The following is a 15,820-nucleotide window of genomic DNA, read 5'->3' as shown; positions in this document are numbered from 1 at the left end:
AGCGATGTTTCCGAACTCCGGCGCGAGCTCGCCCAGGTCTGCGGCAGACGCCGCCAGACGTACGTTGACAGAAGGTACAGGGATTGCTCCGGACTCGCAAACGTCCCCACTCGAGCGACCTCGCGCAAGCATGCACACAGGCCACGCACCTCAAAGCCGGCGGAACAACCCTGCTGGAACGCGACTGCGCGGCGCGCTGCCGCTGCGGGCAGCCGCCGCCTGTTGCTGCGGCCTGCCGTCGATGGTACAGGCCGCCCCCGCGCAAAATGCGCTCAGCCCCGCGGGCGTACAGGCTTCGCACATCTTCTCGCTGTGGACGCTTACGCTCACCGTCTGCTCCCTCGTGTTCGCGGCCGTGCTGATCGCGCTGCTCGTCGCGACGATGCGCGCGCCGCGCGCTGGCCGCGATGCGCGCGCCGACCTCGGCTCGCTGGAGCGTCCCGAGAAACGCGTGCGCCGCGTGGTGGGCGGGGCGTCGATCGTCTCGGTGGTGCTGCTGTTCGGGCTGCTCGTCGCCGACATCGCGACCGATCGCGCATTGTCGCGCCTGCCCGTTGCCGACGCCGTTCATCTGGAGATGACCGGGCACCAGTGGTGGTGGGAAGCGCGTTACGCGGACGATACGCCCGGCAGCAGCTTCGCGGTTGCGAACGAGCTGCACATTCCGGTGGGACGGCCTGTCGTCATCTCGCTGAAAGCCGACGACGTGATCCATACGTTCTGGGTGCCGAATCTGCACGGCAAGAAAGATATGATTCCCGGGCGCGAATCGACCATCGAATTCCGTGCCGACCGCGCCGGCAGCTATCGTGGCCAGTGCGCCGAATTCTGCGGGCTGGAGCATGCGTTGATGGCCTTCACGGTGGTTGCCGAACCGCCCGCCCAATACGACGCCTGGCTCGCGCGCCAGCGGGCCCCCGCGCCGCAGCCGGCCAACGCGCTGCAAGCGCAAGGCGAGCGCCTTTTCGTGACCGGCAACTGCGCCGGTTGTCACACGGTGCGCGGCACCTCCGCTCAGGGCGTGCTCGGGCCCGACCTCACGCATGTCATGAGCCGGCCGATGCTCGGCGCCGGCACGTTCGAGAACACGCCCGCGAATCTGGAATCGTGGATCAAGGCGCCGGGCAGCATGAAGCCCGGCACGACGATGCCCCCAAGCCAGTTGTCGGCGCAGGACCTCAATGCCGTTGTCGCATGGATCGGAACCCTTCAATGAGCGAACCTCATTCCGCCTCGCCGCGACGTATCGAACATCCGGTGGACGGCCCCGCTGCCGGAGCGCACATCGCCGAGGCACTCGCGCGCACCTGGAGCGATCCGCCCGGATGGCCCGGCCGCCTCTGCGCGGTGAATCACAAGACCGTGGCGCGGCGCTTCGTGATCACCACGTTCGTATTCTTTCTGCTGGCCGGCCTGCTCGCGCTTGCCATGCGCCTGCAACTCGCGCGGCCCGGCAATCGCCTCGTCGGCCCCGAACTGTACAACCAGCTCTTCACGATTCACGGCACCACGATGATGTTCCTGTTTGCGGTGCCGGTCATGCAGGCCGTCGCCGGATGGCTCGTGCCGCTGATGATCGGCGCACGCAGCGTCGCCTTTCCGCGGATGAACGCGTACGCGTACTGGGTTTTCCTGTTCGGCGGCGCGACGCTGTACGTCGCATTCATACTCGGCGCCGGTCCGGACGCCGGATGGTTCAGCTACGTGCCGCTCGCCGGGCCCGACTATTCGACGGGCAAAGGCGTCGACATCTGGGCGCAGATGATCACCTTCACCGAGCTGTCCGGGCTGCTCGAAGCAGTCGTACTGATCACCACCATCTTCAAGATGCGTGCGCCCGGCATGTCGCTCAACCGCATGCCGCTCTTCGTGTGGGCCACGCTCATCACGCAGTTCATGGTGCTGTTCGCCATGCCCGCGGTCATGCTCAGCAGTACTGCGCTGATTCTGGACCGTCTGGTCGGCACGCATTTCTATAACGCGGCGCGCGGCGGCGACGTGCTGCTGTGGCAGCACCTTTTCTGGTTCTTCGGCCATCCCGAGGTGTATCTGATCTTCATTCCGCCGCTCGGCTTTCTCTCGTCGATCATCCCGACCTTCGCGCGCCGCCCGATTTTCGGCTACCCGGCAATGGTGCTCGCGCTGATCGCCACTGCGTTTCTCGCATTCGGCCTGTGGGTGCATCACATGTTCGCGACCAGCATTCCCGCGCTCGGCAAGAGCTTTTTTACCGCCGCCAGCCTGATGATCGCAATACCGTCCGGCGTGCAGATCTTCTGCTGGATCGCAACGCTCTGGACCGGCCGCCTCAACCTGAAAACGCCGTTGTGGTTCGCGCTCGGCTTCTTCTTCATTCTGGTGCTGGGTGGAATGACGGGCGTGATGCTCGGCTCTGTGTCGCTCGATCTGCAAGTGCACGACACCTACTTCGTCGTCGCGCATCTGCATTACGTGCTGCTCGGCGGTGCCGTGTTTCCGCTATTTGGCGCGTTCTATTACTGGTATCCGAAAGCCACCGGCCGCCTGATGAACGAGACGCTGGGGCGCCTGCAATTCTGGCTCTTCTTTATCGGCTTCAATGTCACCTTTTTCCCGATGCATATTCTCGGTCTGCACGGCATGCCGCGCCGAGTGTGGACTTATCCGCGGGGAATGGGCTGGGACAGCCTGAACCTGACCGCCACGATAGGCGCGGTGACCATCGGCGTGAGCGTGCTGGTTTTTATCGTCAATGCGCTGCATAGCTACCGGCATGGCGCGGTGGCGGGCGCGGACCCATGGGGCGCGGGCACGCTCGAATGGAGCACCGCGAGCCCGCCGCCGCCGCACAATTTCGACGCGCTGCCCGTGGTGCACGGACGCGACCCGCTGTGGGAAGCCGGCGCACAGCCCGCATATGTCAGTGGCCTCGCTGCCGAGTCACGCGAAGTGCTCTGCACTACCGTGCTCGATGCGCGGCCCGATCTGCGACTGCTCTTTCCATCGCCGTCGATCTGGCCGTTTATCAGCGCGGTGGCCACCACCGTGCTGTTCATCGGCTCGATCTTTTCGCCGTGGGCGGTGGTGTGGGGCTCGGTCCCGGTCGTCGTCGCGATGATCGGCTGGTTCTGGCCCAGTCACGGGCAAAACAAACGCGCGCTGCAACTCGAGCAACGGCCATGACCGAACTGCGCAAAGTCCCGGTCGATGTGGCGCGGCACGAAGACGGCCCCGCGCCCGCGTTGACGCTCGACGTGCGGCATTTGCCGAGCTTCGGCTTCGGGCACCGCAGCCTGATGTGGTGGAGCACGATGTGCCTGATGCTGATAGAGGGCACGGTGTTCGCCATCGCGGTCATGGCGTACTTCTATCTGCGCAGCCTCACTGCTCGCTGGCCCCTCAATGCTGCGCCGCCCGATCTGCTATGGGGCACCGTCAACACGGTGATTCTGCTCGTCAGCATGTGGCCCAACCAGTTGGCGAAACAGGCCGCGGACCGTCAGCAACGTGCCCGCGCGCGCCTGTGGCTCACCATCTGCCTGTTGTTCGCCGTGGTGTTTCTCGTGCTGCGCGGCTTCGAGTTCGCCGCGCTGAATGTGAGCTGGTACACCAACGCGTACGGCTCCGTGGTGTGGCTGCTGCTCGGCTTGCACACTACGCACCTCATTACGGACGCAATCGACACAGCCGTACTCGCCGTGCTGTTGTTCACCGGGCCGTTTGAAGGAAAGCGTTTCGTCGACGTGAGCGAGAACGCGCTGTACTGGTACTTCGTCGTACTGAGCTGGTTGCCGATCTATGCGGTGATCTATCTGGCTCCCCGGTTGTGATGGAGGTTTGCGATGCGAACCTGGCTTGCGCTTCTTGGTGCGCCCTCCGCGGTACTCGCCGCGTTGAGCGCGGACTATGCACTCGTCACGCCTTCATGCGCGTGGCGAACGCTGTTGCCGCTCGGCAGCGTGACCGGCACCGCGCTGCTCTTTTCGCTTGTCGCCACGCTGCTGGCATGGCACCGCTGGCGCGAAGCCGGCATGGCGGCGCCGGCGAGCGCTCCGGCTCTGCCCGCGCGACCCGCGATGCTTGCGTGCGCGGCCACATGGGTCGGCATGATTTCGACGCTCGCACTAGTCGCGATGTGGATACCGCAATGGCTTCTTTCTCCATGCGTGCAATGAACGGAACAATACGCTGCCTGCTCGTTTCTGCTGCGGGTTGCGCGTGCGCTTGCGCCAGCGTACATGCGCATGTGCTGAGTGGCGCTGAACGCAGTGGGCCGCCTATGCTGCGTTGGACCTTCGAACCGTGGGTCGTCGCATTGCTTATCGCGAGTTTCACTTTGTATGTGGCCGGCTACCGGCGCGTGCGCGCGCGCAGCAGGCGTGGTCGGAGCATTCGCGTGCGTCAGCTCGGAGCCTTCGTGTTCGGATGGCTCACACTCGTCGCGGCGCTCGCTTTGCCGCTCGATGCACTGAGCGCAGCGCTCTTTTCCGCGCATATGGTTCAGCATGAATCGATGATGATCGTCGCCGCCCCGCTGCTCGTTCTGAGCAGGCCGCTCGGCGTATGGCTGTGGGCCTTTCCGCCTGCGTTGCGCCACAGGATAGCGGCAGCGGTTCGCACGCCGGCCTTGCGCGGACTGTGGCGCACGCTGTGCGCGCCGGCCGTCGCGTGGCTGCTGCATGCCGCCGCGCTATGGGCCTGGCATATGCCGCGCTTCTTCGAAGCGGCGCTCGCATCGCCCGGCATTCACACGCTTCAGCACGCGAGTTTTCTGCTCAGCGCGCTACTGTTCTGGTGGACCGTGTTCGGAGAAAGCGCACGGCGCGATCAGAGCGGCTACGCAATGCTGTCGCTCTTCACGACCATGGTCCACACCGGCGCGCTCGGGGCATTGCTGACGCTTGCGCCAGGCCTCTGGTATCCGGCGTATGTCGAGCCTACGTCGGCGCTCGGTTTCGATCCGTTGCAGGATCAACAACTGGGCGGACTCGTGATGTGGGTGCCCGGCGGTCTCGCGTATCTGGTCGCAGCGCTCGCCACCGGCGCGCGCTGGCTGACGCACCGCACGCCTGCGCCGCTCATGCCCACCGCCCTGGCCGCACGCCGGGACAGCAGCTCATGACGCGGCGCTTGAAACAGACGGCGCTGGCCGCTGCCGCAATGCTCTGCATCTTGCCGGCGCAAAGCGCGAGCGCCCAGCAGCCGGACTTGGACTCCGCACTGGTGGCGCGCGGCGAATATCTCGCGAAAGCGTCCGATTGCGCCGGATGCCACACGGCCGTCGGCGGGCAGGCGTATGGCGGCGGCCTTGGACTCACGTCGCCCTTCGGCACGATCATGAGCAGCAACATCTCGCCCGACCGCCGCTACGGCATCGGCGCATTCAGCTATGAAGAGTTTGCACGATCCGTGCGCGAAGGCGTCTCGCCGGGCAACAAGCGGCTCTATCCGGCCATGCCCTATGCGTCGTTCTCCAAACTATCCGACGACGACATGCGCGCGCTTTATGCCTATTTCATGCGCGCAGTGAAACCCGTGCCCGAACCGGCCCCGCCGAGCAAGATCCCATTTCCGTTCAACCAGCGCTGGCTGCTGTATTTCTGGCAACAGGCGTTCGCGCCGAAAGAACCCTATCGACCAAAACCCGGACGCGACGCGCAATGGAATCGCGGTGCGTTTCTGGTTCAGGGCCCCGGTCACTGCGGCGCGTGTCACACGCCGCGCGGCCCGGGTTTTCAGGAACGCGGTTACGACGAATCGTCGCCCAAGTATCTGACAGGTGGCGTCAACGACAACTGGTTCGCGCCGAATCTCACGAGCGATCCGGGCTCGGGGCTCGGGCGCATCGGCGAAAAAGATCTCGCTGCGTTTCTGAAGACGGGCCACGGTGCGGGTCTCGCGGCCTTCGGCTCGATGGTCGAACAGGTGGAAGACAGCAGTCAGTATCTGACCGACGACGACGCGCTCGCAATGGCGCGCTATCTCAAGTCGCTGCCCGCGCAAAAGCCTTCGGGGTACTACGATCCGCATGCACGGCCGGATTTGCCGGCACGTAACGGCAATCGCGTTGATGCGCCGCAATCGGTGGGGGCGCGCGTCTATATTTCGTTCTGCGCGCAATGTCACGGCGTTGAAGGAACCGGCGTTCCCAGTGTATTCCCGCGGCTGGCAGGCAATCCATCAGTACTCACGGAAGACACCACCTCGCTGATCCGCCTGCTGGTGGAAGGCGGCAATAGTCCCGCGACGATCAGCGGGCCGCCGCGGCAGCCCATGCCCGGCTTCGCTCAAACGCTCACGAATGCGCAAATGGCAAACGTGCTTTCATGGATCCGCGCTTCATGGGGCAACGACGCGCGTCCCATCACCGCGAACGATGTTCAGTCGCTGCGCGAGAAGCTGCACAAATAGCGCAGCCTGTGTAGCGCCGTGCGATGCAACTGCGATACGGGCGCGCTTTCCGTGCGTCAGGCATCGCGCATCGTTTCCTTGCGCTGATTGTCGGGCGCCTGTCCATCGATGCGCTTCTCATAACAGCATGAGTCCGCCTTGCTCACATACGGCCCATACGGCGCAATGCGATGAAAGCCGTGCTTTTCGTAGAACCCGATAGCACGGCGATTATTCATGTGAGTGCCGAGCCATAACGCCTGGTAGCCGAGTTCCGCTGCTTCTTTCTCGAGCCGCGCGAGGATTGCGGTGCCCACGCCGTCCGCGCCGGGACGCGCATACAGGCGCTTGATTTCAGCGATATGCTCGCCTAGCGGACGGAATGCGCCACAGCCGAGCGGAGTTGCAGAATCGCTTCGTGCCACGAGAAAACGCGAGCGCTCCAGCGCGACGTCGTGAATCGAGAAGCGGCTCTGTCCGCCGTCGCCGGTGAATACCACGAGCATGGCGCTCAGTTCGTCGAGCAGGGTCAATGCATCAATCGAAGACGGGGCCTCGCGGTTGATAACGATTGTGGGAAACATCATGAGCGTCGCCTCCTTCCGTCGCGTGTCACCGCATGCCATCGCATGCCACACACAAAACAGCAATCGCTGTACCGATCAGGCAGACGGCTGCCCATCCTTCATGCCGGCTAAAAAACGGCCCGCCGGTGCCTGGCGGGCCGAACGGAACAAACAACCATGGCGTCCCGGTGAAGGGACGCTCGTGTCGAGCAATGATCGTGCCGCTCCATGATGCTGCGTGCGCAACGGGTATTGCGTTTGCTTGCAGAGAAGCAACTGGTCCATCTTGAAGAAACGAGGACGGAAAAATGAACATTCCCCGCAGCGTGGTTGGATTTCTGTCGTCGCGCGGTCTCGTGATCGCCACCGCCGAATCGTGCACCGGCGGCCTTATCGCCTCGATGATCGCCGACGTGCCCGGCAGCGGCGCATGCCTCGACGTGGGCCTTGTCGTCTATTCGCCTTCGGGTAAATGCGGCGTGCTCAACGTGCAGGCGCGGACCATCGAAGAGCACGGCTTGACGAGCGAGGAAGTCGCCCGCGAGATGGCCACCGGCGTACTTGCGCTGGAAGCGTGCTCGGCGCATATTGCGGTTGCGAATACGGGCATTGCGGGTCCGCCGCCGAAAGGCGAGAACCTGGCGCCGGGCACTCAATGCTTCGCATGGCGCTATAGGCGCCGCGACGGTGAATACATGTTCAGCGAGACGCGGGTGTTCGGCGGCGACCGCACCACCATCAGGCAGAACGCGGCGCTTTATGCGCTGTCGCGTATCGAACATTATTTCAACGAGTTGCCCAACGCGAGGCGCCGCTCCTCGTCTTCCGCCTGAGCAGCCTGCAAGACGCTGCATCGGGCTGTGTTCAATGCCGGCCAGCGAGGCAAGCGCCCGCTTTTGGCCGGCTTTTCGAAGGCGCTGCACACCATGACGCGATCATTCTTCAATCTCTACAGCCATGATTTCGCGCGTGTCGCGGTTGCCGTTCCGGTGTGCCGCGTCGCCGATCCGCAATTCAACGGGCAGGAAACGCTGCGCCTCGCGCAGGAAGCCGCGCAACAAGGTGCTGCGCTCGTGGTGTTTCCCGAGCTGGGCATTTCCGCTTATAGCTGCGACGACCTGTTCCATCAGCGCGCATTGCTCGATGCGTGCGAGGCGGCAATCGCGGACATCGTTGCGGCGTCCACCAATATTCCCGCGATACTTGTGATCGGTGCACCGCTGAAGATCGAACACAAGCTCTTCAATTGCGCGCTCGTGATTTCCAACGGCAAACTGTGCGGTGTGGTGCCCAAGAGCTATTTGCCGAACTACGGCGAGTTTTACGAGGCCCGGCAATTCAGCGCGGCGGAAAACGCATCCTCCGGCGAGGTGACGTTGTGCGGACAGCAGACGCCTTTCAGTGCATTCCTGCTGTTCGAGATTCCGCAAGCGCCGCTCTTTCGCTTTCACATTGAAATATGCGAGGACGTGTGGGTGCCGGTGCCGCCTTCGTCGTTCGCCGCACTTGCGGGTGCAACGGTGCTCGTGAACCTTTCGGCGTCGAACATCGTGATCGGCAAGTCGGGCTACCGGCATCAACTGGTGGGCCAACAATCCGCGCGTTGCCTGTCCGCGTATCTGTATTCGTCGGCGGGCCGCGGCGAATCCACGACCGACCTCGCGTGGGACGGTCAGGCGCTGATCTACGAAAACGGCGAAATGCTCGCGGAATCGGAGCGATTTCTCGATACGTCGCACATCATTTATGGCGACGTCGATCTCGAACGGCTATCGCGCGAGAGGATGAGGCAGACCACTTTCGGCCAGTCCACGCGCCGCCACGCGCAGGAAGTCGGCAAGTTCCAGGTAGTCAGCGTGCCCGCTTCGCTGCCTCGCGCAGAGCATCTTCCGCTCATGCGCGCGATCAACCGCTTCCCCTACGTGCCGTCCAATCCGGCCACGCGCGACGAACGCTGCGCCGAGGTTTACAACATTCAGGTACAGGGGCTTTTGCAGCGACTCGGCGCGGCGAAGATCTCCAAAGTGGTGATCGGCGTTTCAGGCGGGCTCGATTCAACTCAGGCACTGCTCGTCTGCGCCAAGGCCATGGATCGCCTGAAACTGCCGCGCTCGAATATCCTCGGCTACACCATGCCGGGCTTCGCGACCAGCAGCCGCACGCTCCAGCAGGCCAAAGATGTGATGCAGGCGGTTGGCTGTTCGATGGAAGAAATCGACATACGTCCAAGCTGCATGCAGATGCTGAAGGACTTGCATCACCCCTTTGCAGCGGGCGAAAAACAGTATGACGTGACGTTCGAAAACGTTCAGGCAGGCGAGCGCACCAGCCATCTTTTCAGGCTCGCCAATTTTCACCACGCCATCGTGATCGGCACCGGCGATCTCAGCGAACTGGCGCTTGGCTGGTGCACCTATGGCGTCGGCGATCACATGTCGCATTACAGCGTCAACGCGAGCGTGCCGAAGACGCTGATTACGCACCTGGTCCGCTGGGTGGCGGAATCGGGTCAGGTGGGCGATGCGGGTTCTAGCGTGCTGGAGCAGATTCTCGCAACGGAGATCAGCCCGGAACTGGTGCCCGGAAAAGTCGAGAAAGTCATTGACCAGAAAACGGAGAACATCATCGGCCCGTATGAATTGCAGGACTTCAACCTCTATTACCTGCTGCGCTTTGGCTTTACTCCCTCCAAGGTCGCGTTTCTTGCGCATAGTGCGTGGGCCGACCGTGAGCGTGGCGTGTGGCCGGCAGGCCGGAATATCACGCGCAATGAATACACGCTGGCCGACATCAAACGCAACCTGGCGATTTTTGCCGAGCGCTTTTTCCACACGAGCCAGTTCAAGCGCTCGTGCATTCCCAACGCGCCGAAAGTGGGCTCGGGCGGCTCGCTTTCACCGCGCGGCGATTGGCGGGCGCCGAGCGACAGCGAGGCCACCGTGTGGCTGCGCGACATAGAAAAAATTCCTGACCAGGGCGAGGCATAGCAGGAATGCCAAATGCGGGAGGTGGCGCATCCGCGAGCGCCCGCATGCCGACGTTGCGCATGCCGACAACCCCCAATACCGACGCCTGGCGCCGCGTCATTCTGGAGAACTGCCATGCCCGATAGCAATTCCTCGATGTCCCCTACCATTACCGCGATGATCCGCCTGGATCATATGCATGTGCTCACCGCATTTCATCGCTATCACGCCGACAGTCCGTGGTGGCGCAAACGCGCCATTGTCAATTCAGTATGTGCCGCGCTTGAAATTCACGCACAGCTGGAAGAAGAAATCTTTTATCCAGCACTGAGCGGCGTACTCAGCGAAGATCAGACGCTTGAAAAGAGCCGCCCGGAACACGACGAAATGCGCGCCACCATCGCGAAGCTGCGCGCGACCGGCCCCGAAGACGCGGCATACGACGGCCTGTTCCAGCAATTGATGCGCGAAGTCATGCACCATGTGGCGGATGAGGAAACTGTGTTGCTGCCCGCCGCCGAGCGCGCATTGAAGAACGAGCTGCGTTCGCTAGGTGCGAAGATGACGCGCCGCAGACTGCAGCTTCTCGGCGAGCGCCCGCGCGAAATCGCCGTGAACACGGCGGGCACCTTCCCGATCGCCACGTTCCTGCTCGGCTCTCTGCTTGTGATCGGCGCGACGCATTGCCTGCCCAAAACGCGCAAAATGCGTTACGCCGATTAACGGCGGTCATTGCGCGTAAAACAAGATGTGCCGGGCCATTTGCGGAGCGGTCCGGCAACTTTCTCACGCGGCAGCAGGCGTACCCGGCTTGTCGACAATCCTCACTGGAATCGATTTGGCGCCGGGCACTTTGCTCTCTTCAGCGTAATGCCACAGCGGCAGCAGCGGATTGCATTCGGGATAATAACCGGCTATGCAGCCGGGAGGGATGTCGTACGCCTTCACAGTGAGGCCGGTTACGCGCCGGTCAAAGCCGTCGTCGGAAATGGTTTGCAAGCCGATCCTGTCGCCTTCGGAAAGACCGTTGGCCGCCATATCTCCTTTATTCATCAGCACAATCATGCGGTTGCCTTTGACGCCGCGAAAACGGTCGTCGAGACCATAGATCGTCGTATTGAACTGGCTGTCGGAGCGCAGCGTCATGAGCCGCAGCGCGTCTGGTCCGCGCTCGGGCATATCGGGATCTTCGCCTAGCGCCTTCGGCACGATGAACTCCGCTTTGCCGCTTTTCGTTTTCCATTGCCGCTCGCGTGCGGGCAACGGCTTGTGGAATCCGCCTGGCGTCCACATGCGTTGATTGAAGTCGTGAAAGATTTCGGGGTACGTCTTTGCAATTTCGTCGCGCACCGCGGAGTAATCGTCTCGCCATGCATCCCAGTCCACATTGAAGCGACTACCCAGCGTCGCCTTCGCAATACCGGCGACAATGTACGGCTCGGAGCGAATGTTCTCACCCGCGGGCTCGGCCACGCCGCGCGAGCCATGCATGCAGGCGGTGCTATCTTCCATTGAAACCGCCTGCTCGCCACTCGCCTGCCGGTCGATTTCAATGCGGCTCAAACACGGGAGAATGTACGAGATCTCGCCGTGGACGAGGTGGCTGCGGTTGAGCTTCGTCGCAACGTTCACATTCAGCCGCAATCCTCGCCATGCCGGTTCTATCCGCAAACGGTCCGGCACGGAACGCACGAGATTGCCGCCCAGATTGAACACGCCTTTTATGTCGCCCTTGAGCATTGCCTCGAACGCTTCGACGGTATTCAGGCCTTTTTTGCGCGGCGGTTCGAAAGAGAACTGACTCGCCAGCTTGTCGAGCGGCGCCAGTTCGGGTTTCTCCGTGATGCCGACGGTACGCTGCCCCTGCACATTCGAGTGCCCGCGCACCGGAGAAGGCCCTGCTCCCGGTTTGCCGATATTGCCGCGCAGCAACAGCAGATTGCACACCATGCGCACGTTCTGCACCCCAAGCCTGTGCTGAGTAAGTCCCATGCCGTAGTGAATCATCACAGCATTCGCTTTGATGTACTCGCCGGCTGCAGCTTCCATCGCCTCGCGCGGCAGGCCGCTCACGTTTTCTATGTCGGCCCACGACACTTCGCGCGCATAGTTCGCGAATGCTTCATAGCCGGTGGTGTGCTCGCGAATGAAATCGACATCGACCACGCGCGGCCGCGCCTGCTCAATGGCCAGGTCGTCCGCTGCAATGACCGCCTTGCAGATGCCGAGAATTGCCGCCGTATCACCGCCTGTCTTCACCTGATGATATTGCGTGCTGATCTGCGTGTTGTCCGGCGTGAGCATCTGCACCGGCGACTGCGGGTTGGCAAAACGCACGAGGCCCGGCTCGCGAAGCGGATTGAACGTAATGATCGGCACGCCGCGTTTGCGCGCGTCCTGCAACTGATGAAGCATGCGCGGACTATTGGTGCCGACGTTCTGCCCAAAAAAGAACATGAGATCCGTTTTCTCGAAGTCTTCGAGGGTGATGGTGCCGACACCAACCCCGATCGCTTCATTCAAGCCGACGCTGGTGCTCTCGTGACACATGTTCGAGCTGTCCGGCAAGTTGTTCGTACCGTACATGCGCGCGAAAAGCTGGTACATGTATGAGGTTTCGAGCGATGCGCGGCCCGACGCGTAGAACACCACGCTGTCCGGCTCGAGCTGGTTAAGCTCGCGGGCGATTTCGTCGAACGCCTGTTGCCACTCTATCTGCACGTACTTGTCGGTAGCGGGATCGTAGCGCAACGGCGCCGTGAGACGCCCTGCCTCCTCGAGATCGTGATCGTGCCATGACATCAATTCGGTCACGGTGTGCAATTGGAAGAACTCCGGCGTCATTCGCTTCGACGTGAGATCCCATGCAGTTGCCTTCGCACCGCTTTCGCAGAACTCGAACACGTGCGGATCGGCTGGCTTGGCCCACGAACAGCTCACGCACATGAAGCCGTCCGGCTTGTTCTGTTTCGCCAGTGCCGCGCTGTCCTTTACGCCCACGTGCTCTTGCGCGAGGATCGTCGTGACTGCCCTCAACGATCCCCAGCCGCCGGAGGCAAACGGGTAATCTCGTGTCGTGTCGCTCTCTTTCATCACCGTCTCCGCGCATTGAGAATGCATGAGCGGACAGCAATGCATGTACCTGTTTGAGAATGGCGCATACAGTCCTGACAATAGGTTTACGGGGCGGCTTACGGCGTGCTCGAATGCAGTGGGTGGGTGCGTGAAGATTCACGCAGCCGGGCCGGCGATTTGCTACCCTTCATAAGCATCTTGCAGCGCAAAACGCCGTTTCACCCCTCGCCCTTCACGTCCCGCACACGAGGTACCGTGATGCCACCCTCGGTTGACGCTCTCTTTCTCGCCCGGACGCAATTCGGTTTCACCATCGCCTTTCACATCATTTTCCCGGCTATGTCGATTGGGCTCGCCAGCTACCTCGCGGTACTGGAAGGCGCATGGCTCGTCACCGGCAAACCCGTCTACCTGGCGGTATTCCGCTACTGGTTGACGATCTTCGCCGTGGTGTTCGGCGTGGGCGTGGTGTCGGGCCTCGTCATGTCGTATGAGTTCGGCACCAACTGGGCGGGCTTCGCGTATCGCGCCGGTCCCGTGGTGGGCCCGCTCATGGGCTACGAAGTGCTGACTGCATTCTTTCTCGAGTCGGGTTTTCTCGGCGTAATGCTGTTCGGCATGAAGCGCGTCGGTCCCAGGCTGCATTTTCTTGCGACGGTACTCGTGGCAGTCGGCACGTTGATAAGCGCCTTCTGGATTCTGGCCGTGAATTCGTGGATGCAGACGCCGCAGGGATTTACAGAGGTGGATGGGCGCTTTTTCCCTGCCGACTGGCTCAGCATCATCTTCAATCCGTCGTTCCCCTACCGGCTCGCGCACATGGTGCTGGCCGCTTATCTGAGCGTGGCGTTTATCGTGGGCGCGGTAGGTGCGTGGCATCTGCTGCGCGATCAGGGCAATGAGCCTGCGCGCCTGATGGCTTCCATGGCGTTATGGATGGCGTGTATCGTCGCGCCGATCCAGATCCTCGCCGGCGACCAGCACGGCGTCAACACACTGAGGCATCAACCCGCGAAAATCGCTGCGCTGGAGGGCGACTGGGAATCGAAACCAGGCCAGCCGCTCATATTGTTCGGCATGCCAAACATGAAGACCGAGACCACCGATTATGCCGTCGAGGTTCCGCACCTGGGCGCGCTGATTCTCACGCACACCTGGAACGGCTCGATCAAGGGCCTCAAGGAGTTCGCGCCAGCCGATCGTCCGTATTCGCCGCTGATTTTCTGGGCCTTTCGCATCATGGTTGGCCTCGGTGTGCTGATGGCGCTGACCGGCTTTACCAGTCTCGCACTGCGGGCCCGACATTCGCTTTATCGCGCGCGCTGGCTGCATCGGCTCATGGTCGCAATGGGACCTTCGGGTCTTATCGCATTGCTGTGCGGCTGGACCGTTACTGAAGTGGGCCGTCAACCTTACACCGTATACGGGCATCTGCGTACCGTGGACAGCGTCTCGCCCATCGCCGCGCCCGGTGTCGCCACATCGCTGGCGGCTTTCGGCGTGGTCTATCTGATCGTATTCGGCGCGGCCATGGTGTTCCTGTTGCGGCTCATGGCGAGGCCGCCATCGCTCACCACAGAAGGGCCCGCGAAGGACAAACCGCATCGCAGCGCGGGCATCACGCCTGGGCCTGCACAGCGGCAAGCCGTATCGGACACCACGGACCACTCTCTTTCGCGGGACTCGCGCCATGACAGCCGCCACGATTGATCTGCCGCTCATATGGGCCGCCATTCTCGCGTTTGCCGTGCTGGCGTACGTGCTGCTCGACGGCTTCGACCTGGGCGTGGGCATCCTGTTCGCCGTCGAACGCAATCGGGACGACCGCGATCTGATGGTCAATTCCATCGCGCCGGTATGGGACGGCAACGAGACCTGGCTGGTGCTCGGCGGCGGCGGCCTGTTTGCGGTTTTTCCGCTTGCCTATTCGATCATTCTCCCCGCACTCTATCCGCCTGTCATCGCGATGCTGCTCGCGCTCGTGTTTCGCGGCGTCGCCTTCGAGTTCCGTTTTCGCGCAACAGGATCGGGCCGTACGTGGTGGGACGTCGCGTTCTTCTCGGGCTCGGCCATGGCCGCGCTATGCCAGGGGCTCGTGCTGGGCGGACTGCTCCAGGGCATTCACGTCCAGGGCGTTTCGTATTCCGGCGGATGGTGGGACTGGCTCACCGGTTTTACCGTGTTGTGCGGCCTCGCGGTCATCGTCGGCTATGCATTGCTTGGTTCATGCTGGCTAATCTGGCGTACCGAGGGCCCACTGCATGAACGCTGCCGCCGTTATGCTCGCGCCATGGCAGTCGCGGTTCTCGCACTGATCGTGGTAGTCACGCTGTGGACGCCGATGCTGCAAGGCTCGCTCACTGAGCGCTGGTTCCGCTGGCCCGCTGCCGCATTGACCGCTCCGGTGCCGATACTGCTGGTACTTCTCGCTGCGGGTTTCTGGCGCAGTCTTTCCGCGCGCCGTCATGTACTGCCGTTGCTATTTGCCTATGGCATTTTCATTCTTTGCTATGCGGGGCTTCTGATCAGCCTCTATCCGTATCTCGTGCCGCCCACCATTTCTTTCCGCGATGCAGCGGCGCCCCACGCGAGCCTGCTATTTCTGCTGGTCGGCGCCGCTATCACGATCCCGATGATTCTCGGGTACACCATCTACGCGTATTCTGTCTTCAAAGGCAAAATGCGCGCTGGCGAGGGGTATCACTAGCATGTGGCGACGATTCGCATGGTTCGTCGGCCTATGGGTGCTGGGCGTCGTCACGGTGGGCCTGGTAGCAGGCTTATTGAAAGCCGCATTACACGCGGCAACGCAATGACCGGCTCATAGTATTCGTGCACTGTCTG

The 15,820-nt window shown here is 62.3% G+C and carries 13 protein-coding genes; 11 read left to right on the top strand and 2 right to left on the bottom strand.

Annotation, left to right across the window (positions count from 1 at the left end):
- Window positions 1–130 precede the first annotated feature (130 nt).
- The 6 genes from coxB to A3AC_RS0115865 are packed head-to-tail and all read left to right on the top strand — an operon-like array spanning window position 131 to window position 6,390.
- Window positions 131–1,216 (top strand): cytochrome c oxidase subunit II, encoded by a 1,086-nt coding sequence (gene coxB, locus A3AC_RS0115890; RefSeq protein WP_025600011.1) that lies wholly within the window; start codon window positions 131–133, stop codon window positions 1,214–1,216.
- Window positions 1,213–3,162 carry a cytochrome c oxidase subunit I gene (gene ctaD / locus A3AC_RS0115885; protein ID WP_025600010.1) on the top strand — a complete coding sequence of 650 codons (1,950 nt, stop codon included), beginning with the start codon at window positions 1,213–1,215 and terminating at the stop codon, window positions 3,160–3,162. The genes coxB and ctaD overlap by 4 nt, the downstream gene beginning before the upstream one ends.
- The gene (locus A3AC_RS0115880; protein ID WP_025600008.1) at window positions 3,159–3,809 is read left to right on the top strand and encodes a cytochrome c oxidase subunit 3; all 651 of its coding nucleotides are present in this window, start codon (window positions 3,159–3,161) and stop codon (window positions 3,807–3,809) included. The genes ctaD and A3AC_RS0115880 overlap by 4 nt, the downstream gene beginning before the upstream one ends.
- A 12-nt stretch (window positions 3,810–3,821) precedes the next feature.
- On the top strand, window positions 3,822–4,154 hold the full coding sequence (locus A3AC_RS0115875; RefSeq protein WP_025600006.1) for a hypothetical protein: 333 nt from the start codon (window positions 3,822–3,824) through the stop codon (window positions 4,152–4,154).
- Window positions 4,127–5,101: a cytochrome c oxidase assembly protein gene (locus A3AC_RS0115870; protein WP_025600005.1), complete on the top strand. Its 975-nt coding sequence runs from the start codon at window positions 4,127–4,129 to the stop codon at window positions 5,099–5,101. The genes A3AC_RS0115875 and A3AC_RS0115870 overlap by 28 nt, the downstream gene beginning before the upstream one ends.
- Window positions 5,098–6,390, top strand: coding sequence for a c-type cytochrome (locus tag A3AC_RS0115865; RefSeq protein WP_025600003.1), 1,293 nt, complete (start codon window positions 5,098–5,100; stop codon window positions 6,388–6,390). Before A3AC_RS0115870 ends, A3AC_RS0115865 begins: the two co-directional genes overlap by 4 nt.
- 56 nt (window positions 6,391–6,446) lie before the next feature.
- On the opposite strand, the gene A3AC_RS0115860 is transcribed toward A3AC_RS0115865, so the two are convergent.
- Window positions 6,447–6,956, bottom strand: coding sequence for a GNAT family N-acetyltransferase (locus tag A3AC_RS0115860; protein ID WP_025600002.1), 510 nt, complete (start codon window positions 6,954–6,956; stop codon window positions 6,447–6,449).
- A gap of 287 nt (window positions 6,957–7,243) precedes the next feature.
- On the opposite strand from A3AC_RS0115860, the gene A3AC_RS0115855 reads away from it, so the two are divergent.
- From A3AC_RS0115855 to A3AC_RS0115845, 3 genes are all read left to right on the top strand, one after another.
- A complete protein-coding gene (locus A3AC_RS0115855) occupies window positions 7,244–7,768 on the top strand; it encodes a CinA family protein (RefSeq protein WP_025600000.1) in 525 nt (174 codons plus the stop codon).
- 93 nt (window positions 7,769–7,861) lie between these two features.
- Window positions 7,862–9,922 (top strand): NAD(+) synthase, encoded by a 2,061-nt coding sequence (locus tag A3AC_RS0115850; protein WP_025599999.1) that lies wholly within the window; start codon window positions 7,862–7,864, stop codon window positions 9,920–9,922.
- Window positions 9,923–10,036: 114 nt separating this feature from the next.
- Complete coding sequence (locus A3AC_RS0115845; RefSeq protein WP_025599997.1) at window positions 10,037–10,624, top strand: hemerythrin domain-containing protein; 588 nt, start codon at window positions 10,037–10,039, stop codon at window positions 10,622–10,624.
- A 63-nt stretch (window positions 10,625–10,687) separates the two neighbouring features.
- On the opposite strand, the gene A3AC_RS0115840 is transcribed toward A3AC_RS0115845, so the two are convergent.
- Window positions 10,688–12,994 (bottom strand): FdhF/YdeP family oxidoreductase, encoded by a 2,307-nt coding sequence (locus tag A3AC_RS0115840; protein ID WP_025599996.1) that lies wholly within the window; start codon window positions 12,992–12,994, stop codon window positions 10,688–10,690.
- 240 nt (window positions 12,995–13,234) lie between these two features.
- Here A3AC_RS0115840 and A3AC_RS0115835 point away from each other — a divergent pair, with 240 nt between their 5' ends.
- Both A3AC_RS0115835 and cydB read left to right on the top strand, forming a co-directional pair.
- The gene (locus tag A3AC_RS0115835; RefSeq protein ID WP_025599995.1) at window positions 13,235–14,686 is read left to right on the top strand and encodes a cytochrome ubiquinol oxidase subunit I; all 1,452 of its coding nucleotides are present in this window, start codon (window positions 13,235–13,237) and stop codon (window positions 14,684–14,686) included.
- Window positions 14,667–15,683 carry a cytochrome d ubiquinol oxidase subunit II gene (cydB, locus tag A3AC_RS0115830; RefSeq protein ID WP_025599993.1) on the top strand — a complete coding sequence of 339 codons (1,017 nt, stop codon included), beginning with the start codon at window positions 14,667–14,669 and terminating at the stop codon, window positions 15,681–15,683. Before A3AC_RS0115835 ends, cydB begins: the two co-directional genes overlap by 20 nt.
- Window positions 15,684–15,820: the final 137 nt, after the last annotated feature.

The organism is Burkholderia sp. WSM2230 (assembly GCF_000472445.1).
In the GTDB taxonomy this organism is placed as follows: domain Bacteria; phylum Pseudomonadota; class Gammaproteobacteria; order Burkholderiales; family Burkholderiaceae; genus Paraburkholderia.
Note: the sequence above shows the minus strand (reverse complement) of the source record. Positions and strands in the feature narration are given on the sequence as shown.